General features: G+C 32.0%; 19 protein-coding genes. 14 read left to right on the top strand and 5 right to left on the bottom strand.

Translation table 11 applies throughout. The features are described from left to right. Window positions 1–25 precede the first annotated feature (25 nt). The 5 genes from ACVEGE_RS16415 to recG form a co-directional block, all read right to left on the bottom strand. Window positions 26–883 carry a bestrophin family protein gene (locus tag ACVEGE_RS16415; RefSeq protein ID WP_192501626.1) on the bottom strand — a complete coding sequence of 286 codons (858 nt, stop codon included), beginning with the start codon at window positions 881–883 and terminating at the stop codon, window positions 26–28. 67 nt (window positions 884–950) lie between these two features. Then, entirely contained in the window at window positions 951–2,261 is a 1,311-nt protein-coding gene (locus ACVEGE_RS16420; RefSeq protein WP_192501641.1) for a TolC family protein, read from the bottom strand. Between the two features lie 4 nt (window positions 2,262–2,265). Continuing rightward, on the bottom strand, window positions 2,266–5,361 hold the full coding sequence (locus tag ACVEGE_RS16425; protein WP_192501625.1) for an efflux RND transporter permease subunit: 3,096 nt from the start codon (window positions 5,359–5,361) through the stop codon (window positions 2,266–2,268). A 44-nt stretch (window positions 5,362–5,405) separates the two neighbouring features. Then, on the bottom strand, window positions 5,406–6,467 hold the full coding sequence (locus tag ACVEGE_RS16430; RefSeq protein ID WP_192501624.1) for an efflux RND transporter periplasmic adaptor subunit: 1,062 nt from the start codon (window positions 6,465–6,467) through the stop codon (window positions 5,406–5,408). Window positions 6,468–6,732: 265 nt separating this feature from the next. Next, window positions 6,733–8,838: an ATP-dependent DNA helicase RecG gene (recG, locus tag ACVEGE_RS16435; RefSeq protein WP_173857261.1), complete on the bottom strand. Its 2,106-nt coding sequence runs from the start codon at window positions 8,836–8,838 to the stop codon at window positions 6,733–6,735. A gap of 661 nt (window positions 8,839–9,499) precedes the next feature. Between recG and ACVEGE_RS16440 the strand changes: the two genes are divergently transcribed. The 14 genes from ACVEGE_RS16440 (at window position 9,500) to ACVEGE_RS16505 (ending at window position 21,939) form a co-directional block, all read left to right on the top strand. Then, window positions 9,500–9,919, top strand: a complete 420-nt coding sequence (locus ACVEGE_RS16440) for a MarR family winged helix-turn-helix transcriptional regulator (protein ID WP_192501623.1) — start codon at window positions 9,500–9,502, stop codon at window positions 9,917–9,919. A 2-nt stretch (window positions 9,920–9,921) separates the two neighbouring features. Continuing rightward, window positions 9,922–10,344 carry an organic hydroperoxide resistance protein gene (locus ACVEGE_RS16445; RefSeq protein ID WP_173851973.1) on the top strand — a complete coding sequence of 141 codons (423 nt, stop codon included), beginning with the start codon at window positions 9,922–9,924 and terminating at the stop codon, window positions 10,342–10,344. 29 nt (window positions 10,345–10,373) lie between these two features. Continuing rightward, a complete protein-coding gene (locus ACVEGE_RS16450; protein ID WP_173851975.1) occupies window positions 10,374–11,009 on the top strand; it encodes an NAD(P)H-dependent oxidoreductase in 636 nt (211 codons plus the stop codon). A gap of 315 nt (window positions 11,010–11,324) precedes the next feature. Next, a complete protein-coding gene (locus ACVEGE_RS16455) occupies window positions 11,325–11,924 on the top strand; it encodes a hypothetical protein (RefSeq protein WP_192501622.1) in 600 nt (199 codons plus the stop codon). 307 nt (window positions 11,925–12,231) lie between these two features. Beyond that, entirely contained in the window at window positions 12,232–13,455 is a 1,224-nt protein-coding gene (locus ACVEGE_RS16460) for a GIY-YIG nuclease family protein (RefSeq protein WP_458008578.1), read from the top strand. A 214-nt stretch (window positions 13,456–13,669) separates the two neighbouring features. After that, window positions 13,670–14,122, top strand: coding sequence for a DUF1569 domain-containing protein (locus tag ACVEGE_RS16465; protein ID WP_192501836.1), 453 nt, complete (start codon window positions 13,670–13,672; stop codon window positions 14,120–14,122). Between the two features lie 149 nt (window positions 14,123–14,271). Then, a complete protein-coding gene (locus tag ACVEGE_RS16470) occupies window positions 14,272–14,898 on the top strand; it encodes a hypothetical protein (RefSeq protein ID WP_173857265.1) in 627 nt (208 codons plus the stop codon). A gap of 67 nt (window positions 14,899–14,965) precedes the next feature. Then, a complete protein-coding gene (locus tag ACVEGE_RS16475) occupies window positions 14,966–15,559 on the top strand; it encodes a hypothetical protein (protein ID WP_173857266.1) in 594 nt (197 codons plus the stop codon). Window positions 15,560–15,685: 126 nt separating this feature from the next. Beyond that, entirely contained in the window at window positions 15,686–16,354 is a 669-nt protein-coding gene (locus ACVEGE_RS16480) for a hypothetical protein (RefSeq protein ID WP_192500067.1), read from the top strand. Further along, window positions 16,320–16,727: a hypothetical protein gene (locus ACVEGE_RS16485; protein WP_192500066.1), complete on the top strand. Its 408-nt coding sequence runs from the start codon at window positions 16,320–16,322 to the stop codon at window positions 16,725–16,727. The genes ACVEGE_RS16480 and ACVEGE_RS16485 overlap by 35 nt, the downstream gene beginning before the upstream one ends. 421 nt (window positions 16,728–17,148) lie before the next feature. After that, complete coding sequence (locus ACVEGE_RS16490) at window positions 17,149–19,215, top strand: M48 family metallopeptidase (protein WP_192500065.1); 2,067 nt, start codon at window positions 17,149–17,151, stop codon at window positions 19,213–19,215. Window positions 19,216–19,298: 83 nt separating this feature from the next. Then, complete coding sequence (locus ACVEGE_RS16495) at window positions 19,299–19,778, top strand: GyrI-like domain-containing protein (protein ID WP_192500064.1); 480 nt, start codon at window positions 19,299–19,301, stop codon at window positions 19,776–19,778. Window positions 19,779–19,966: 188 nt separating this feature from the next. Beyond that, a complete protein-coding gene (locus tag ACVEGE_RS16500) occupies window positions 19,967–21,433 on the top strand; it encodes a rhomboid family intramembrane serine protease (RefSeq protein ID WP_192500063.1) in 1,467 nt (488 codons plus the stop codon). Window positions 21,434–21,492: 59 nt separating this feature from the next. After that, window positions 21,493–21,939, top strand: a complete 447-nt coding sequence (locus ACVEGE_RS16505) for a YhcH/YjgK/YiaL family protein (RefSeq protein WP_192500062.1) — start codon at window positions 21,493–21,495, stop codon at window positions 21,937–21,939. Window positions 21,940–21,966: the final 27 nt, after the last annotated feature.

Raw genomic sequence — 21,966 nt, forward strand, 5'->3', positions numbered from 1 at the left:
GGTATAACTACTAAAAACTGTAGATTTATAACAACTCTTCTACGTGACGCTTAATGTTTTCGCTTATTTTCTTTGTAGGTAAATCATTGGCATCATACCCAAAAGGATCTTCTATTTCTTCGGCAATTAGTTCTAAACTTGCCAATACATAAAAAGTAAAAATTACTACGGGAATAACAAAATAGCCTAAATTAAAAACATACCCAAAAGGCAATGTCATCACATAAAAGAAGATAAATTTTTTAATAAAAGCACTGTAAGAGTAGGGGATAGGCGTATTTTTTATTCGCTCACAAGCGCCACAAATATCAGTGAAGGATTGTATTTCATGATTCAAAATAATCAATTGATCTCCCGTTATTTTCTTACTATTGTACAAGTCATTAATCTTCTGAAATAATATTTTAGCAACTTGATTTGGACGGTGTTTGTGGTGTTCTATAACAACATCATCAAAGAGTTGCTTGCTAGTTTCTTCATTCTTTAAATGTTTGTTTAGAATCGAAGCGTAAGTCGGAATCACTTTTCTAAAAAAAGTACGATCTGACTCTTCCTGTAAAATAACGGCTAGTTTAAGCGCTAGATTCCGACTGTTATTCACTAAACTTCCCCATATTTTTCTTCCTTCCCACCAGCGATCATAGGCAGTATTTGTTCTAAAGACAAGCAGTAACGAAATAACAAATCCTAACATTCCGTGCATGATAGAGATGTTCTTGACGTGGCTGTCCTCAGGTAGTACCCAATATTCTATTTCCAGATAGGCAATTCCGGCAGAATACAAACCAATGAAGATCATCATAGGAATTAACTTGCGAAAAGTTTCGGCTTTGTGAAAACGAAATATAAAGGTGATCCAGTCTTTTGGGTTGTATGAAATCATTTATTAATTATCGGAGGTTAATTGGATTTAAAAGTGTGAAAATTTTCAATAGGATTACAAATCTAATCTAAAAATTGATAATTCCAGCCAATTCTTTCAAAGCAATTTCAGATAATTTTGCTTGAAACTGTGCATCGCTATAACGTACTTTTGCATTGACATAATTCAATTGTGCCGTTCTAAATTCGATTGTGGTAATGGTACCAATTCTAAATTTATCTAAAGTAATGGCTAAATTTTGTTGTGCAATTTCTTGGTTTTTTTCTTCTAAACGAATCAACTCTAGATTAGTTAAATAAGTTTGATAAGCCGTTGCTAATTGGGTATTTAAAGCTTGATTTTGTTGTGCTATTTGGATACCTGCATTTTCAATTTGGATGCCTGCAATCTTTTCATTTCGTTTTTGAGCAAAACCATCAAACAAATTTAGTGAAGCACTAAAACCATAATTCAATCCTCTTGCTGATGATTGTGTAGTAAAACCCAAACTCGATTCATTTTCGGCAAAATTGTAGCCCGTATTTACTTTTAAAGTAGGGTAGCGAGCTGCTTTTATTTGTTTTAGCGCTAACTCAGCCACTCTTTTACTAATTAACAAAGCTTGTATTTGCGGATTTTGTTTCTCAGCTTCGGTTTTTAAAATGGCAAATTCTAGTTTTTCTGAAATTAAAAATTCATCACTAACTCTAAAATCCATAGGTGTATCACGAGCTAATATTTGATTCAATATTAGTTTAGAATTGGCATATAATTCTTGCTGTCTTAACAAAGCAACCTGATCCGTATTGATGTCTACTTGGGCATTTAAAACTTCTAATTTTGAAGCTTTTCCAATTGTAAAACGGTTTTGTGCCAGCGTAAGCCGTTGATTAGAAATCACAATTGTAGTATCAAGAGCGGATAATTGCTGCTGTTGTTGCACGAGATTATAATAAGCTTCTTGAACATCGCTTATTTTTGTAATAATCGTTAACCGCAACTGTGTTTCGCCTAGTTTTTGCAATTCTTTTAATTGGTCTTTTTTTGCAAACATTTTAAAACCGTCAAAAATAGTCCAGTCTAAACCCACACCATAATTCAAACTATTGCTTTTAGCATTATCTAAGCTTGTTGTAGTGCCATCAGTTCTAGTTTGTGAAAGGTTTTGTAGGTTGTTATTTTGCACTACGGTAGCAGTGGCTTTAGGTAACATACCAGCATTTCCTGCAGCAACATTAGTTTCCTCTATTTTTAAATAGTTTTTAGCGATTTTGATTTCGTAATTATTTTCTAATGCAATTTGCATCGCTTGCTCGATGGTTAAAATCTCTTGTGCATTGGTCATGGAAACACAAGAGAAAAATAAGAGCAAAGTTTTGAATAGCGTTGTAGTTTTCATACGTTTATTTACTTTCTTTTTCATATTCATCAATGTGATCAAATTCAGGATAATGTTTACTCGTTTTAGACCACATAAAATAAAGTGCTGGTATAACAAATAAGGTTAGGACCAAAGAGAAAATAGTTCCTCCTACAATAACAACACCCATACCTATTCTACTTGTTGACGCTGCTCCTAATGACATTGCAATAGGTAATGCTCCTAATGAAATTGCTAAACTTGTCATTAATATAGGACGTAAACGTGCTTCTGAAGCTTCTAGTATTGCTTCTAGTTTTGGTTTGCCTTGTTCCCGCAATTGATTCGCAAACTCAACGATTAGGATTCCGTTTTTAGTAACCAAACCAATTAACATTACGGTTCCAATCTGGCTAAAGATATTCCAAGTTTGGTCAAACAACCACAAGGAGAACAATGCTCCCGCAACTGCCATGGGTACCGTCAAAATGATGATAAACGGATCGATAAAGCTTTCAAATTGCGCTGCTAGAATCAAGAAAATCAATAATAAAGCCAGACCAAAAGCAAACGATGTATTCGAACTACTCTCAACAAAATCTCTGGATTCTCCTCCTAAATCTGTAGTGAAAGTATCATCAAGTACCTTGGCTCTAATTCTTTCCATTGCTTCAATTCCATCACTGATACTTTTGCCTGGAGCTAGTGCTGCTGAAACCGTTGCCGCCATAAAACGATTATTATGATATAGCTGTGGCGGTTTACTTTGTTCCTCTGTACTTACTATATTGTCCATCTGGATTAATTCCCCTTTGTTATTTTTAACATACATCGAGGTTAAATCCAATGGTTTTGAACGGTCTTTTTGATCAAATTGGCCAATTACTTCATATTGCTTTCCTTTTTTCATAAAGTAACCAAAACGCTGTCCGCTCAAGGATAACTGCAAGGTTTGTGCAATATCAATAACCGATATTCCTAAACTCTCTGCTTTTTCACGATCAATGGTTACGTTAATTTCGGGCTTATTGAATTTTAAATTTACATCAGTCATAGCAAAGGTGGGATCATTTCCTGCCTCTTCCATGAATTCTGGAATTTTCTCTTCTAGTTTAGCAAAACTCTGTGATTGTATAATGTATTGAATTGGTAAACCGCCACGTCTACTTACGGATATGGTGGGTTGTTGTGTTACTGATGTTTTAGCATCAGGATATTGCTTAGTCCATTTAGTCAATTTATCTGCAATTTGGTCTTGAGATAATGTTCTTTCTCCTTTATCTTTTAGAGAAAGACGCACAAAACCACTATTTACAGATGAAGATCCAAATCCGGGAGACGTAACCACTAAACTTACTTTTTTCTCTGGAATAGAATCATCAACAAGCTTGGATATTTCTTGCATGAATCGGTCGGTATATTCATAGCTTGATCCTTCAGGCGCAGTCATTCTTAGAATTAAAGAACTGCGGTCATCGTAAGGAGCCGTTTCTTTTTGGAGTAAATTATAAAAAACAAAAATCAAACCAAAACAAGCAATTAAAATAGGGAAGCTTAACCATTTTTTAGCCATAAAACGGCTTAATGATTCAGCGTAAGAACTATTTAATTTTTGGAAATAAGGTTCGGTTGCAATGTAAAATTTAGACTTCTTTTGTTCACCACTTTTCATTAAATACGCATTCAACATTGGCGTAAGCGTCAACGATACAAAAGCCGAAATTAAAACGGCAGCACCTATCACAACACCAAATTCCCGAAACAGCCGTCCAACAAATCCTTCTAGAAAGATTACTGGTAAGAAAACTGCGGCAAGCGTTATAGAAATAGAAATTACTGCAAAGAAAATTTCATTAGATCCTTTAATTGCCGCTTCAATAGGCGTCATGCCTTCCTCTACTTTTTTGAAAATATTTTCGGTGACTACGATTCCGTCATCAACAACTAATCCCGTTGCCAATACAATTGCCAATAAAGTCAATACGTTGATTGAAAAACCAAACAGCCACATAATAAAGAAAGTGGCAATTAACGACACTGGAATATCGATTAAAGGCCTAAAAGCAATGGCCCAATCTCTAAAAAATAAATAGATAATTAATATTACTAAGAATATCGAAATCCCTAAGGTTTCGGCTACTTCTAGTACTGATTTCTTTACAAAAATGGTATTGTCAAGAGCAATGTTTAGTTTGATATCTTTAGGTAAATCTTTCTTTAAAGCTTCAAATTGCTCGTAAAAAGCTTTAGAAATATCTAAATAATTAGCACCTGGACGAGGTACAATTGCTAAACCAACTAATGGTAACCCAGATTGACTTAATTTAGTTTCTATATTTTCAGGTCCTAATTCAGCGCGACCTACATCACTTAAACGAACAACTCTTTCGCCTTCTGAGCGAATAATGATTTTATTAAATTCCTCCGCAGTAGCTAAGTTTCCAACCGTTTTTACCGTCAATTCTGTATTGTCTCCAGTTAATTTACCTGATGGTAATTCAACATTTTGTGCGTTCAAAGCAGCACGCACTTCGGATACTGTTAATCCGTATGATGCAAGTTTTATTGGATCAATCCACAAACGCATCGCGTACCTTTTTTGTCCCCAAATTTGAACCCCACTTACTCCAGGAATAGTTTCTAAACGTTGTGAGATTACATTTTCGGCATAATCACTTAATTCTAGAGGGCTTCGGCTATCACTTTGTACCGTCATCGAAATAATCGCATCACTATTGGCATCAGCCTTAGAGACTACTGGTGCTGCATCAATATCTTGTGGTAAGCTACGGATGGCTTGCGAGACCTTATCACGCACATCATTTGCAGCTTCTTCTAAATCTTTGTCTAAGTTAAACTCTACCGTAATGGAGCTACTTCCTTGTGCACTTGTTGAGCTTATATTTTTAATTCCGTCAATAGAGTTAATGGCTTTTTCAAGCGGCTCAGTAATTTGGGATTCAATAATATCACTGTTGGCACCAGTGTAATTTGTACGTATCGAAACCTGAGCGGGATCAATAGATGGAAATTCTCGTACGCCAAGGTAGGTGTACCCAATAATTCCGAAAAGCACTATTGTTAAGTTCATAACAATAGTCATTACTGGTCTTTTTATACTTAATGTAGATAAACTCATTTAGTTTTTATTTATTTTTTGAAAATAAGGCTTTCGCCAAAGAGCTATTTTTTGACAGTGATTTTTACGGGCGCATCATTTTTTAATGCCATTACACCAGTAGTAATTAAAGTATCTCCTGCTTTTAACCCTGATAAAATAAGTAACGAAGCATCTGTTCTTGTAGCGGTTTCTACCATAATTTCTTTGGCTTTCCCCATATTCGATATGAATACTTTTTTTCCGTTTTGTACTGGAATAACTGCTTGACTAGGTACCACAATAGCGTCTTTAATTACATCTAACGGCAATTCAACATTTGCAAAAGTACCAGGTAAAAGTTTTCCATCTTTATTATCAGTAATGGCACGCACTTGTAGCGTTCTAGTAGTAATTTCTACAGTAGGCTCGATGGCGTATACCTTTGCGGCGTAAGTTTTAGATGATCCAGCGACTTTAAAATTCAAAGCACTATTGTTTTTTATTTGGTTTGCATATTTTTCAGGAATCGAAAAAGTGATTTTAAGTTTACCAATGTTTACAAGATTAGCAACTAAAATACTTGGGGTAATATAGGTTCCTTTAGAAATGGAACGCAAACCAATTATTCCCGAAAAAGGAGCTCTTACCGCTGTTTTAGCAATTTGCGCTTTAATTAATTGTCCTTGCGCTTTAGTCGAAGCATATTCGGCTCTTGCTACATCATATTCTTCTTGACTAATGGCTTCTTTTTGCAATAATAGTTTTGCTCTTCGTTCATTTTCAGCAGCTAAACTTTCTTTTGTGTTGGCTTGGCTTAACTGTGCTCTTAATTCAGTGTCATTGACTTTAAAAAGCAATTGTCCTTTACTCACATTACTGCCTTCTTGAAAATTGATACTTTCAACAATACCAGAAACCTCAGAGCGAATTTCTACTTGCTCATTAGCTTCTATCGAACCTGATAAAGACAAATTGTTGTCAAAACTTTCTGGTTGAACCACAATCCCAGATAGTTGCATGGCTTTAGATTTGCCTCCTTTATCTTTTGGTCCTTCGTCTTTAGCACTGTTTTCATTAATTCGGTAGGCTATAAAAGCACCAAAACCAACAATTAATAGGGTGTAAATAATGTATTTGATTTTCATAATGTAGATAAAAAAGGAATGTATGTGTTTTAATAAATGTTCTAATATGCGCACAAATGCCTGCAAAATGAAACGGCAGACGTGATACAATTATACCTCAAAATAAACTGTATTGCTAACAATCAGTTGGTTATAAAAGAGGTGTAATTTCAGTATCAATTACGTCGTTTATGCAAAGCATTCGATAATACTCAAAATTAGACGTTAAAAGAGGGAAATTGTTTCACTTTTAGTGAAAAAAAGATCAAAAAAAATCAAGTGGGCATTAAGAAATGTAATTCCAGATGTTTTTCTTTTTAGTGAGTTCAATATAAACTGCTCTCAGACTGGCGTGTTCCGGTTTTTCAAGAGGGGCATCGTCCTTTAAAATTTTCATGGCATGGTGTCTGGCGAGACCAAGAATATCTCTGTCCTTAACAATATCAGCAATTTGAAGGTTAAGTACACCACTTTGTTGCGTTCCCATCAAGTTTCCTGGACCACGAAGTTTTAAATCAACTTCGGCAATTTCAAAGCCGTCGTTAGTTCCTACCATGGTTTCCATTCGTACTTTACTATCTGCGCTTAATTTGTGGCTGGTCATTAAGATGCAATAACTTTGATCAGCACCACGCCCCACACGACCGCGCAATTGGTGCAGTTGTGAGAGTCCAAAACGTTCCGCACTTTCGATAATCATCACTGATGCATTGGGTACATTTACACCCACTTCAATCACCGTAGTGGCAACCATAATATTGGTTTTCCCGTCTGAAAAGCGCTTCATTTCGGCATCTTTGTCTGCGGGTTTCATTTTTCCGTGCAAAATAGAAATGGAATATTGTGGCAACGGAAAATCACGAGAGATACTCTCATAACCATCCATTAAATCTTTATAATCCATTTTCTCCGACTCTTGAATCAAAGGATAAACAATGTATATTTGGCGGCCTATTGCAATTTGGTCACGAATAAATTTCCACACTTTAAGACGGTTGCTATCAAAACGATGTACGGTTTGAATGGGTTTTCTACCCGGAGGCAACTCATCAATCACTGAAATATCCAGATCGCCGTATAAACTCATCGCTAGTGTTCTAGGAATAGGTGTTGCCGTCATTACTAAAACGTGTGGCGGAATCACATTTTTCTTCCATAATTTAGAGCGTTGCTCCACCCCAAAACGGTGTTGCTCATCAATCACTGCCAATCCTAAATTCTTGAATTTTACTTTGTCTTCCAGCAAAGCATGCGTACCTATCAGGATTTGTAAACTTCCGTTTTCAAGTTCCTCGTGAATGATTCTACGAGCAGCCGTTTTACTCGATCCTGTGAGTATTTTTATATTTAGATGTAGCTTTTCAGCCAGTTCTGATAATCCTATAAAGTGCTGGTTGGCTAAAATCTCTGTTGGAGCCATTAAGCATGCCTGAAAACCATTGTCCAGTGCTAAAAGCATGGTCATAAAAGCAACAATCGTCTTTCCAGAACCTACATCACCTTGAAGCAAACGGTTCATTTGGGCATTACTACCCATATCGGTACGGATTTCTTTAATCACTCTTTTTTGCGCTCCTGTGAGTTCAAAAGGCAGGTAGTTTTTAAAAAAATCATTAAAATTTTCTCCTACAATAGTAAAAGGATGCCCCTTTATCTTATGTTTCTGAATCAGGTTTTTAGTAATTAATTGCAATTGTATAAAGAACAATTCCTCAAATTTTAATCGGAATTGTGCTTTTGCCAAAGCCTCTGGACTTTTAGGAAAATGAATGTTGATTAAGGCGTCTTTTTTAGACATTAAAATCAACTCAGTAATCAAGTAATCAGGCAGGGTTTCTGTAAACAGCGTGTGTGTTTCTAGGAACAACTGCTGCATCATTTTATTAATTGTACGGTTTGTAACCCCACGATTAGTCAGTGTTTCTGTAGAGGGATAAACCGGTTGCATGGCTGAACGCAGACTTGTTTCATGCTCTTTAAGCAGTTCAATCTCTGGATGCGCCATGTTATAATTGCCGTTAAAGGAAGTACATTTTCCAAAAATCACACAAACTTCATTGATCTTCAACGATTCACGTACCCACTTATGGCCTTGAAACCATACGAGTTCCATTTGACCAGTGTCATCGACAAAATTAGCGACCAATCTTTTTCGGCCTTTACCAAATTCTACCGTTTTTACATTGATAATTTTACCTATTATTTGTACCTCGGCAACATTATTCTGCAGTTCATTAATCTTAAAATAACGTGTGCGATCAATGTAGCGATTGGGATAAAAATTGATCAAATCAGCATACTTATGGATCCCCAATTCTTTACGTAGCAACGCACCCCTGTTAGGGCCAACGCCTTTTAAGTATTCAATAGGAGTAAGTAGGAGGTTGTTCATTTGGATTTTTTTGAAAACAGCATAAAGAACAGCATTTATAAACTAAAATTCTTTATTCTTTTAAAAAGACGAAGATAGTTTTTTGTTTGGAATTTAGAAAATTAGGGAAGATGAAATAATTGTTTTTTGGAGTATTAAAAAAGGATACATAATACCAAAAACAAGCACAATATAGTTCAAACTAATTTTTGTCACCTCGAGCGGAGATGCAATAGTGGTTCTCGACTCCGCTCTAACTGTTTTATAAATAGTAATGGTATAACTACAAGAGTTAAATTTAAAATTCTACAAAGAGTTTTTTTATTAGGAGCAACTCTCGCTATCCGTTACAAGCTTTGCAGTTTCAAACCTTTTTTCTAGATTGGGGTAGGAGCTTCCTGCGGTCGCTCTACCACAACCAGAAAAAAATGGTTTTCTCCTCGCAAAGGCTTTTCACTGCTATCAAGGCTAGCCAGTTTGGGTTTCACGATTATTATTAGAATTTAATTACTAAAGATTTTTTCAGCATGACAATTTAGGCGGATGTTTTTAAAAGAAAACAATGCCGCTCTCAACATAACATTTCGTTCCATAAAACAATAGTTAAAATAATATTAATCTTTCGCAATTGAATTGTGTACAATCTAATTGTGTTTTATCTTTGTACCATCAAACAGAAAAGATGAAAGATCAATTACATATTAGCGAGCAGGTTTGTTTTCCGGTTTATGTTTTTGCAAAGGAAATTATAAATCAATACCGTCCTTTGTTAGAAGCGCTGGAACTTACTTATCCGCAATATTTAGTGATGTTGGTTTTGTGGGAACACAAAGAGCAAACGGTTAATCAGCTGGGAGAAAAATTAAAATTAGATAGTGGAACGCTAACTCCGTTACTGAAACGAATGGAACATAAAGAGTTTGTTTCTAGAATTAGAAGTACCGTTGATGAGCGATTAGTTAATATATCGTTGACTGAAAAAGGAAAAGCACTAAAAGAAAAAGCGGCCTTTATTCCTGGTCAATTAATGGAAGCCATGGATGTAACAGACGAAGATTTGTTACTATTAAAAAATATTATTACTAAAATTTCAAAAAAATAAAGATGAAAACATTGTATACCACACAAGCTACCGCAACAGGAGGTAGAAACGGACAAGTAAAAAGTGAAAACGGAGTTTTACAAGTAGAGGTTAGACACCCAAAAGCATTAGGTGGAGCTAACGAAGATTTTGCTAACCCAGAAATGCTTTTTGCAGCAGGATATTCGGCTTGTTTTGATAGCGCTTTGAACTTGGTGATCAAAAGCGAAAAAATAACTACAGGAGAAACTACAGTTACTGCAAAAGTAAGCATTGGTCAAAATGATGCTGGAGGTTTTGGACTAGAAGCAGAATTACATGCTAATATTCCTGGTGTAACCATGGAAGTAGCGCAAGATTTAATCGAAAAAGCACATAATGTTTGTCCGTATTCTAATGCGACAAGAGGAAATATGCCGGTTAAATTAACGGTATCAAACGACTAAGAATAATAATCAATTTTTAAAATAAAAGAATGGCTTTAATAGAAGATTTAAACTGGAGACACGCGGTAAAAGCGTATGATGCTACAAAAAAAGTAAGTAAGGAAGATGTTGATAAAATTGTAGAAGCAGCTCGTTTAGCGCCTACTTCGTCAGGATTACAAGCGTTTCAAGTTCTTGTAGTTGAGAATCAAGAGTTGAAAGAAAAATTAGTAAAAGGTGCTTTGAATCCAGAGTGTATGAGAGACTGTTCACATGTAATTATTTTTGCAGGATGGGATCGTTATACTGAAGAGCGTATTGATAAAGTGTACAATCACACTACAGATGTACGTGGTTTAGAAAGAGGTCGTTTCAGTAGTTATACTGATATGTTGAAAAAAATGTATTTGGCTCAATCTGCCGAAGAGAATTTTGCTCACATCGCACGTCAAACTTACATTGCACTTGGACTTTCATTAGCACAAGCAGCGGAGTTAAAAGTAGACAGCACACCAGTAGAAGGTTTTGATAACAGCGTTGTAGACGAAATATTAGAACTTGACAAATTAGGTTTAAAAAGTGTTTCTCTAATGTACGTAGGATATGCAGATGCTCCAAACGACTGGATTGGACAAATGAAAAAAGTGAGAACTCCAACAGAAGAATTTGTTGTTGAATTTAAATAAGAAATAATACCAACAATTATTTTTTTCGAAATAGTAAAGAGTCCAAATCAAATGTATTTTTGATTTGGGCTTTTTTCGTTTTCACTATTTATCGAAAATCATTTTTTTAAGATTTATCTTTCTAAAGTAAATTATTTAATGCTATATTTGAACACCACGTAAAAACAAAATTAATCCACAACAAAGAGAGAGTACACTTTCCTTTTGTTGTGGATTTTTGTTTTTTGCTGTGGAAAAGAAAATTTTAAATTGGATAACTATATGATAATTGGTACTTTAGATAAAAACAATAACTGAATTAAAAAAATAAAAAAGATGTACTATTACTACTACTATGACTCTTCTGTTCAACTAAATTTTAAGTTTTTAGATGAAGACGAAAATACAATAAACAAAAGTGAGCAAATTTCACTGATTGATTTTGAAAATCTTATTACCTGTATAAATGAATTGAATAAATGTATTATCGAAAATAGTACTGATGGAAAAACATATGATGGAAAAACACACTCATTGATATTAAAAAAAATATCCTATAATTCTCCTTTAGAATTATCTGTAATTGTCTCTTTAAGTGCTAGTATTATTGGAATTCCTCTTTTAATAATAAAATGTATTGAAATAATAAACAATATTATCAAAGGAAATGAAAATCATAAATATAATATCGAGAAACAAAAGCTTGAAATTGAAAAGCAAAAACTTGAAATTGAAAAATTAAAACTTGATAATAAAGAAAAAAGTAAAAATAGAATTGAAATATCAGATGAAAAAATAGAATCAATATTTGCTCAAATTATTTTATCAAAAAGCTTTGATAAAATAGTGAGAAAATGGAAAAATTTACCTTTTAAAAAAATTAAATATGAAGTGCAATTTAGAAAAGATAATGCTGCAGAAAATAGCGACCGTTAACAACGGTGGCTGTTGCACAACTCAAAAATAAGTAATATTACTCAAAAAATGCAATATTAAAAAATTATACTCAATTGATTTGCAATATCATATAAATCACCTGTTTATTAAAAGTAATAAAAACTAAACAAAAAACCACTTGTGCAACAAGCAGAGCCGTTTCAAGATATTTGGGTTTTAGGCTGAATTTGAAGATGGTTTTGTACTTGGAAAACTTGTGCATAATGGAAAAATCTCGCATCTTTAATCCCAAACATCTTGTAGCGCCAAGACGTTAGCAGTAACATAACAGCAGAATCCTAATAAAATGAAAGAACCATATAATGCAATTTTTCAACATACACTTTTACCCGAAGATAAACGTAATGAAAAGGTTTATATGCATAAATGGCTAAAAAGTGACGGTGATTTTATTGATGAAAATGAAGAAATTTATGTGTTAAGAATTGGTGAATATCAAGGTCATTATTATTTACCAACTCAACCAATTAAAAGTTCTAAAGCAGGCACATTAGAAATTAACAAACTAAAAGGCGAAATTATAAATTCAGACGATATAATTTATAGTATTCATTTTGATGACTCCTACAAAAAGAAATTGGAAGCAACTGAAAAGCAAAAAAAAATTGATGATGAAATAAATACTGTGAAAAGTTTAGTAAACAAACCGATAATTGACATTGATGTATTCACCAACCAAAAAAACGTTCTTTGGCAATATATTGGCGGAGATAGAAGTTCCGCAGTAAAAACTCGTTCATTGGATAATAAGATACAATTCTATTTTTCCTTTAATCATATAAATGATAAAAATCACATAGTTTTTCTAACTAAACCGAATCAATTAGTTTTATCAAAGGACGATAAAATATCTTTTCTATTTGAAAATAATGAAATAATTGATTTTGTTGTTAATGAAAACTCATACAGATCAACTAAAGAAATTTCTCTTATAAATACTGATAAAATTTTTGAAAGTAAAGTTCTAATTACAAATGAAGAATTAAAAATTTTTCAAACTGAAAAATTTTTAAATTGGAAAATTCATATTTCAAAAAATAACATTTCACACATAGGTGGAGAATTATATATTGGTAATCAGTATATAGATAATTCTACTTATAAAACCAAAGTTCATCAACAATTAGTAATAAATAAATTAGCTTCAGAGTTTGAAGAAATTCTTTTAAAAGAAAAACCAGAATTTATAGGATTAAATAATAGAGATATTCTATTTGAAAATAATAAAGTAATTCAAAGTGATGAATGCTACGTTTATCTAATGATAGATTTGACAAATAATTTTCATAAAATTGGAATCTCAAATAGTCCAAAATACAGAGAATTTACGTTGCAAAGTGAAAAACCGACAATAGAATTATTAGCAAGTAAAAAGTTCATAAATAGAAAAATTGCAAAAAGCTTTGAAAATGCCTTACATTCTGCATATTCAGATAAAAGATTGAGAGGAGAATGGTTTAATCTTGATGAAGCTGAAATCAATGAAATCGTTTACACACTAAATAACTAACATGCTACCGCTAACCGTCGTTTGCCAATATGGCAGGGTTTGGCTAAACTTAAAGATGGTTTTGTACTTGGGAAATTTGTGCATAATGGAAAAAACTCGCATCTTTAATGCCAAACATCTTGTAGCGCCAAGACGTTAGTGGCAAGTGCTTGTGAAAAACGAAAATTAAAGAATGTTGAAGAAATATTAGTTAGAATTTTAAAAATAATACAAGGTGAAAAATGCATTTAATAAAAAAGACAGTACGGAATTTATAAGCCGAATTGAAAAGTTATCTAGTACATCAAAACCTAATTGGGGAAAGATGAGCATAGAAAAAATGTTAGCGCATTGTAACGTAACTTATGAAAAAATATACGACAATATTCACCCGAAGCCAAATGCTTTTAAGAAACTGCTACTGAAATTATTTGTAAAAAATGCAGTAGTTAATGAAAAACCATATAAAAAGAATGGGCAAACTGCACCTGAATTTATAATTAAAAATAGCAGGAATTTTGACATCGAAAAAAACCGTTTAATTGATTATATCAATAAGACACAACAACTCGGAGAAAATTATTTTGAAGGAAAAGAATCTCATTCATTTGGAATTTTAACTAAACAAGAATGGAATAATATGTTGAGTAAACATCTTGACCACCATTTGACACAATTTGGAGTTTAAAAATGAAATAAATATAAGCCAGCCACTAACAGCCACGACAAGATATTTGGTTTTTAGGCTTAATTTAAAGATGGTTTTGTATTTGGTAAATAAAAGTGGCAAAACCTTTCCTGCAATTATAAAAGCAGCAGAGAATTAAAAACAAAACTATGAAACAAAACTATTTATTCTTAATCTTATTTCTATTATCAATAACTTCTTCTGGACAAACTAAAATTGATGATTTGCTATCAATTAAGTTTCCTTGTGAGCCAGAAAAAAAAGATACCACTATATCTAACATTCGTTTTTTGTCATTTAATTGTGATTCTTATTCTTTGCAACGAATATTAATTGATTCTCTTTCAAATGACTTAAATAAATTACCGTCCGACTTGAATACTTTAAAAGAATTTTATTTAGGAACTGAAAAAGGTTTTACTAAATCAATGCAAGCAAATGGTTATCGATTACAAAATTCTAGCCAATTTAAGGCTGGTAATTACCTTGGTCAAACTGTTAGCTATTATGGAGAGCAATCAAAAGTCATTGAATGTAGATTTCTAGTTTTAAATGAATATTTATATACTTTGACTTACTTGAATCAAATAAGTTTTAATGAAAAAGATAAAAATGAATTTTTCAATTCAATTGTTGTAAATTCTTCAAAAAAGCCGAAACAAATGCTAGGTAATCCCAAAGAGTATAAAAGAGCCTTTATGTTAGGCCAATTCATGGCATATGCATTATTTGCAATTGGTATAATTTATTTAATTAGATATTTTAAACGAAAGTAACTTCTGGAAATAGCTGTTTTGATTCATAGACTAAGACGAATACTAAAATTAATTAACATTTTAAAAATTGAAAAACAACAATCGCTTTTTTTTGCTTATTTCAAGCATATTATTTTTGACTTTAATAAGTTCTTGTGCAACATATAAAGGTAATTATACCACTAATACAATTACTTTACCATTAGATATTGATCGTTTAAAGGGTAAATGGATTATAGACGAGCCTATATTAGAAAAAATTGATGCATCATATAACTCTAAAGTTATTGAAAGTTATAAAAAATTATTAAGTAGTAAAATCAAAATTTTAAAAGAAATTGGAGAATTTAAAAATACGTATTCTTTAAATAAATCGATTGATGCAGATTTAAAATTACTTGATTTTTATAAAGAAAATACTCAATTTGATTATGTGATAACAACAAAAATGAATTTAAATGTTGATGATGATCATTTAACAAAAAGGTTGCATATAAAAATAATTACTTACAATCTAAATAATAAACAAATAGTATTTGAAAAGGAATATCTTTTTAAAGATGATTTTACGGGGTTTAACGATAGTCCTCTTCCGTCAAATTTAAATAGGTTTCTCCGAATATCAATTAAAGATTGTATTAAAGATTTTAGAAAAGATAAATATTGGAAATATAAATCCTAACAACTAGATCGTACAATAACAATTTGGCGAGATTAGGATTTTAGGCTAAAATTATAATCAGAACTAGTTGTATGTAAACTTTTCTCCATAAGGAGAATTCAAGAATCAATTAAATTTTAAATAAAAATGAATAAGAATATATTGATCTTGATTTCAACCGCCTTAGGACTTTTATCCTGCAAAGAAAACAGTAAATCAACATCGAATGAAAATGAAGAAATTCAAATAACAGATGATAAAAATATTTACAGCAAATATAAATATACAGATTTTGACGGTGGTAGCGTAATGATACATAACAGTCTTCCTAAAGGAGGAATGAAATACACTGATGTAAATGGTCAAGTATATAATTATGCTGTATTTTGGACACGAATAATAAATGAAACAGATAATGCTCTAGAATTGAACATTAATATTCCTTTAAATTCTTACGAAGTTCCTTTATTGCCTGGTAAATACTATCAAGTTTTAATTCCTTCTGAGACTATTACCATTCAAAAAGAACCTTTATTTCTTTATGGATTAAATAATTTAAAATCTTTTGTAGATAAAAATATTTTTAAACAATCTTCATTCAAAAGAACTATCAAAGCAGGAGAATCAAATGGATTTTATGTCGTAATACTTTGCTTGAGTGAAGGAGCGAAAGGTGTCTTGAGAAGTGAACTTAATATATATGATAGTTATGAGCAAGCTTGCCGGAACTCAAGAAATAATCATGAAAAATACATATATACTTTTCTTAACTTTAATCACAATGACAACTTTTGCGCAAAAGAAAACAGAATTTGAAGGAGAAAATTTAAAAATTAGTTTTGGCGAGAAAATTGAAAGTGAAAAGATGAATATAAAATTTTCTCAAGGAACTTGGAATATGACTTTATTTCCTTTGTTTGAAAATAACCGAATAGTGGAAAATACTTTCCCAAAAGAATCTGGAATTTATATTTTAACAATAAATTATTCAAGTGAATTGTATTACAGTGAGATCGTACTATACAAAACCACGCCGAATCTTGAAAATTTATCATTTGATTTTTATCAAGATTGCGGAAGAATATTTTGTCGAATAAATTCAGAGTACGCGCCAGAATTAAATAAAGAAATTGTTTTAAATAAATTTAGTGATGAAGTAAGAGAAATTTTAAAGACAATCGAAAAGTAAAAGCCAGCTCATAACAGCGGTTTGCAAAAATGGCGAAATATGTGGTAAATTCAAGTTTATCTTTCGCAATAAATTTTATCTTAGCCGAAAATAATCGGTAACGAAGTTCGCCACTTCTGCAAGCCGCGACACGAAATCTTTTGTATAGAATAAAAATTGATGACTCAAATAGTAACTATAAATTAAGGGATATGCAAATATATATTGGCAATATTAATTTTAAAAAATGATTGTGCAGTAATAAGTAAATTTAAAATAAGTAGACAAATACCGCTTTACACTAGTTAGAAATTTGTAATTTATCGTATCACATAAGGTTAATATGAAGTACAAAACGAAAGTTCTAAGTAAAACAGAGTAGTATCAAAGTCCCAAAAACATCAATTAACTCCAAAACCAACCTACTAATTATAAATACCCAATGAATATAGAAGTTTCTGCTAGTTTTAAAAAAATGACCACTAGAGCCATTTTATCGATTGTTTTGTTTTTAATTGTTTACATTCTCTTATTGCTTTTATCCATTGGGATTACTGTTTTGTGCGTTATAGGTGCTTTTTATTTAATCACTATTCGGCCTTCATTTATAACTTTAGGATTGGGTGTAGGACTTGCTAGTTTGGGGTTTTTTATTCTCGCTTTTCTGTTTAAATTCATGTTCAAACAACACAAAATAGATCGAAGCCATTTAACCGAAATTACCGCAGAAACAGAACCGAAACTTTTTCAATTTATAGCAACAATTGTAAACGAAGTAGGAACTGATTTCCCGAAAAAAATATACCTATCAGCTGATGTTAATGCGAGTGTTTTTTATGACTCTAGTTTTTGGAGTATGTTTTTTCCAGTGAAAAAAAACCTTCAAATTGGTTTGGGATTGGTAAACGGAATAAGCGAGCAAGAATTCAAAGCAATATTAGCACATGAATTTGGACATTTTTCGCAACGAAGTATGAAAGTAGGGAGCTATGTTTATTTTGTGAATCAAGTAATTTTTAATTTGCTTTATGACAACGAATCATTTGATAAAATGGTTCAAAAATGGGGTAATATTAGCAACTATTTTTCAATTTTCTTGATAATATCTTTAAAAATAATAGCAGGAATTCAATGGGTTTTAAAGAAAATGTATGCCTTTATCAATGTTGCTTATTTAGCACTTTCACGAGAAATGGAATTTCACGCTGATGAGGTTGCGGCAAACGTGGCAGGTATTTCTCCTTTACAAGAATCGTTATTGCGCATGGATATTGTAGAGGCTGCTTATAATGCCGTTTTAGGATTTTATGGAGAAAAACTATCTGAGGATTTTAAAAGTAATAATATTTATGAAGAGCAGCAGTTTGTATTGGAGTTTTTAGCCAAAGACAGCCAATTGCAGTTCAGGGATAATTTACCGGTGGTAACTTTATTAGACATCAGTAAATTTAATAAATCTAAATTGGTGATCGAAAACCAGTGGGCTTCACATCCCTCTGTGACGGATAGAAACGCAAGTCTGGCACGATTAGATATTCACAAGCAAATTTCGAACAATCAATTAGCAAATACTGTTTTTAAGGATATTGTGAAAACCCAAGAAAAGCAAACAGCCAAATTGTTTTATAACATTGAAAATATTGCTGCGTTTGCCGTTTTAACTTTGGAGAATTTTAAAAAGGAATACCCCGAAAAATTTAGAGAAAACTCGTTTAATCCTATTTATAATGGCTATTATGATAACAGCAATATTAAATATTTTGATATAGATACGATAGAAAATCCAACAATAATTCCTGTTTTTGAATCCCTTTTTGATAAAGAAAAAATAGAAATGGTTTATGATCATATTGCTTTACAAAATGATGCTTCTATAATTAAAAATATAGCTAATAAGGAATTGAAAATTAAGTCTTTTGATTACGACGGACATAAATTTAAATCAGACGAGGCAAAGGAGTTATTTCCAAAAATAGAGAAAGAAAGCGTTGATTTGCAGTTAAGTATTACTAAAAATGATATAGCAATTTTTAATTATTTTAAGGCTGTCGCCAAAAAAAGCCATCAAGAAGACAAATTAATTTTAAAGTACAAAGCTTTTTTTGATTTCGATCAAGCCTATGATAGCAATATGAAACTGTATTTAGACTTAATAGAGATGTCTCATTTCATGTCTGAAGTTACGCCTGTGCAACAAATTAAATCAAAACTAAATAGCGTATACATTAAAGAAATTGAGATCAAAAAAAAGATCAAAGAAATGCTTGAAAATGAAATGTACGTTTCGATTTTAACGCCACAAATTATAGCAAATTTCGAAATGTATTTAAAAGAAGATTGGCTTTATTTTACAAAAGATACCTACATTAGCTCTGAATTAGAAATTTATTATAACGGCATAAATAATTATAGTTTTGTACTTTCAAGAGGTTATTTTTTACTTAAAAAAGACTTACTTGATTTCCAGAATCAATTGCTGGTAACGCAAAGTATAGCAGTTTTAAATTAAGACAAAATAGAGAAAGAGTTTACTATAAGTGTTGCGTTTTAAACTATATTTGAAACCAACAAATAGTAAAAAAGCACATTATAATGACTGCAACAATAACCACATTAGCCGAGAAAAAAGTGATAGGCATTCCCATGGAAATGTCTTATGCTGATTATAAAGCGCGGGAATTATGGCAACATTTTATGCCAAGACGCAACGAAGTTCAAGATAGAGTAGGTACTGATTATTTTTCAATAGAAGTGTTTAGTGCAAGCTATTGGGATCAGTTTAACCCAACTGCAACTTTCCAGAAATGGGCTGCAGTTACAGTACCCCATTTTGATACTATTCCTGCTGGAATGCAGTCATTAGTGATTCCTGCTGGCTTGTATGCTGTTTTTATTTACAAAGGTGATGAAAATGGTGCTCCAGCTTTTTTTGAAGCTATTTTCACCTCTTGGTTGCCTAGTTCTCTTTACATACTGGATAATCGTCCGCATTTTGAAATCTTAGGAGACAAGTATAAAAGAGGTGATACCAACTCTGAAGAAGAAGTTTGGATTCCGATACAATTAAAATAATCCGGTTTATCAGTTGTTATCATTCATTACTGCGTGACAATTTTCGTATGTTTTTATGATAACGTTGTATATACTTTAATTTAAATATGCGAAAAAGCCTATATTTGGTTTTTAAATTTTTTATCGAAAGCAATACTTACGATTACTTTTCTATTCAATATTACTAAACATACCTTATAAATAATTTTATGGCTATAGGATTTTCCCCAAATCATTCACAGACTTTTGAAGTTAAAAATTTATCTCCAAAAGAGATTTTGTTACTGTTTGTCGAGATTGCTGAAAATAATAATTGGGCAGTGGCTAACTTAGCTTCAAACGGAATAATTGCCTATACTAATAAGGGAATGTTTTCTTGGAATGCTGAAATTAGAATTGTTATACAAAATACCACAGTGGTTATTAAAAGTACTTCAACAGGAAGTGAAATATTTGACTTAGGGAAGAATAAAAAATTGGTAAAAAAGTGCATAGAACAATTTGAAGCGTTAGATAAGGACTTGTTTAAAGAAGAAATAGCCGCTAAGCAATTACTTATTGAAGATAAAATAACCATTGATGAAGCCCAATTAGTAACAGTTGAAGCAACTTCCTTTACTGAAAAGATAGGTGACTTTTTCTCTTTATTCAAACCAGTAGAAGGCTATTTCATCACTCCAATACTTATAAATTTAAACATTTTCATTTTTGCTCTAATGGTTTTTATGGGAGTCAGTTTTATGGCACCCACAACTGATAGTTTGATTCAATGGGGAGCTAACTTTAGACCCGTTACTTTACAAGGCCAATGGTGGCGTTTACTAACTAATTGTTTTTTACACATTGGTTTTTTCCATTTATTGATGAATATGTTTGCCTTGATGTACATTGGGGCTTTGCTTGAACCATATTTAGGTAAAATCAGGTTTCTTTCGGCTTATTTATTGACTGGTTTATTAGCAAGTGTTACAAGTTTATGGTGGCATGATTTAACCGTAAGTGCTGGCGCATCTGGAGCAATATTTGGAATGTATGGGGTATTTTTAATATTATTAACGACTGATTTAATTGAGGAAAACGCTAGAAAACAATTACTAACCAGTATTGCTGTTTTTGTGGGGTATAATTTAATAAGCGGACTCAGTGGAGGCATAGATAATGCAGCACACATAGGAGGTTTAGTAGGAGGATTATTCATAGGTTATGTCTATACCTACAGTTTAGATACCGAAGATACTCTAAAACAAAAATTAAAATATGTAAGCGCTCTAACTGCTTTTTTCCTGGTGATTTCATTGATGGTTTGTAACAGCTTAAATAATGATATTGTCATTTATGAGAACAAAATGAAAGATTTTGTTGAAATGGAGAAATTAGCTATGGAGGTATATAGTAGATCAAAATACGAAGCCAAAGAAGATTTACTATACAATATTAAAGACAGAGGAATTTACTATTGGAATGAAAATATCAATTTATTAAATGAAGCAGATAAATTGAGTTTACCCAACGAAATTCATGTAAGAAATGAAATGATGAGAGAATATTGTGAATTGAGGATTAAAAGTTTTGACTTATTGTACAAATCAGTAAATGAAGATACAGACAAATACAATGTTGAGATACAAGCTTATGATCAGCAAATACTGTCTATAATGGATAAAATAAAGCAGTAATAATTTAAGCTGATCATTATTAACTTTACGTTTAGTTGAAGCATTTATAAAAATAAAACATGATAATAGATAAAATAGAAAATCAAGGTCTTTATACCAACATTAGTAAGCGCTTAGCAAAAGGTTTTGAATTTATCAATAAAAGCAATCTAGAAACTATTGCATCAGGAACGTATGAAATTGACAATAAAGAAGTTTTTGCGATTGTTATGGAGTACGATACTAAAGAGGTAAAAGATTGTGTATTAGAAGGGCATACAAAGTATATTGATATTCAATATATTATTGAAGGTGTCGAATTAATGGGCGTTACAACTAAAAAGGATCAAAAAATAGTGACTAGCGATGTAGCTAAAGATTATACTTTTTATGAAGGAGAAACTTCTTTAGTAAGTATAGGAGCAGGGATGTTTACGGTATTTTTTCCAGATGATTTACACATGCCTTGCATACAAGCAGGCAAAAGTTCAAGAGTAAAAAAGATAGTGGTCAAATTACAGGTTTAAGTTGGCTTAAATTCAGACAGTGTTTTT

The organism is Flavobacterium sp. PL002 (genome assembly GCF_054165825.1).

Coding starts and splice junctions, on each gene's coding strand:
- ACVEGE_RS16415 (WP_192501626.1), bottom strand. CDS start 883: ATGATTTCATACAACCCAAAAGACTGGATCACCTTTATATTTCGTTTT.
- ACVEGE_RS16420 (WP_192501641.1), bottom strand. CDS start 2,261: ATGAAAACTACAACGCTATTCAAAACTTTGCTCTTATTTTTCTCTTGT.
- ACVEGE_RS16425 (WP_192501625.1), bottom strand. CDS start 5,361: ATGAGTTTATCTACATTAAGTATAAAAAGACCAGTAATGACTATTGTT.
- ACVEGE_RS16430 (WP_192501624.1), bottom strand. CDS start 6,467: ATGAAAATCAAATACATTATTTACACCCTATTAATTGTTGGTTTTGGT.
- recG (WP_173857261.1), bottom strand. CDS start 8,838: ATGAACAACCTCCTACTTACTCCTATTGAATACTTAAAAGGCGTTGGC.
- ACVEGE_RS16440 (WP_192501623.1), top strand. CDS start 9,500: ATGAAAGATCAATTACATATTAGCGAGCAGGTTTGTTTTCCGGTTTAT.
- ACVEGE_RS16445 (WP_173851973.1), top strand. CDS start 9,922: ATGAAAACATTGTATACCACACAAGCTACCGCAACAGGAGGTAGAAAC.
- ACVEGE_RS16450 (WP_173851975.1), top strand. CDS start 10,374: ATGGCTTTAATAGAAGATTTAAACTGGAGACACGCGGTAAAAGCGTAT.
- ACVEGE_RS16455 (WP_192501622.1), top strand. CDS start 11,325: ATGTACTATTACTACTACTATGACTCTTCTGTTCAACTAAATTTTAAG.
- ACVEGE_RS16460 (WP_458008578.1), top strand. CDS start 12,232: ATGAAAGAACCATATAATGCAATTTTTCAACATACACTTTTACCCGAA.
- ACVEGE_RS16470 (WP_173857265.1), top strand. CDS start 14,272: ATGAAACAAAACTATTTATTCTTAATCTTATTTCTATTATCAATAACT.
- ACVEGE_RS16480 (WP_192500067.1), top strand. CDS start 15,686: ATGAATAAGAATATATTGATCTTGATTTCAACCGCCTTAGGACTTTTA.
- ACVEGE_RS16485 (WP_192500066.1), top strand. CDS start 16,320: ATGACAACTTTTGCGCAAAAGAAAACAGAATTTGAAGGAGAAAATTTA.
- ACVEGE_RS16490 (WP_192500065.1), top strand. CDS start 17,149: ATGAATATAGAAGTTTCTGCTAGTTTTAAAAAAATGACCACTAGAGCC.
- ACVEGE_RS16495 (WP_192500064.1), top strand. CDS start 19,299: ATGACTGCAACAATAACCACATTAGCCGAGAAAAAAGTGATAGGCATT.
- ACVEGE_RS16500 (WP_192500063.1), top strand. CDS start 19,967: ATGGCTATAGGATTTTCCCCAAATCATTCACAGACTTTTGAAGTTAAA.
- ACVEGE_RS16505 (WP_192500062.1), top strand. CDS start 21,493: ATGATAATAGATAAAATAGAAAATCAAGGTCTTTATACCAACATTAGT.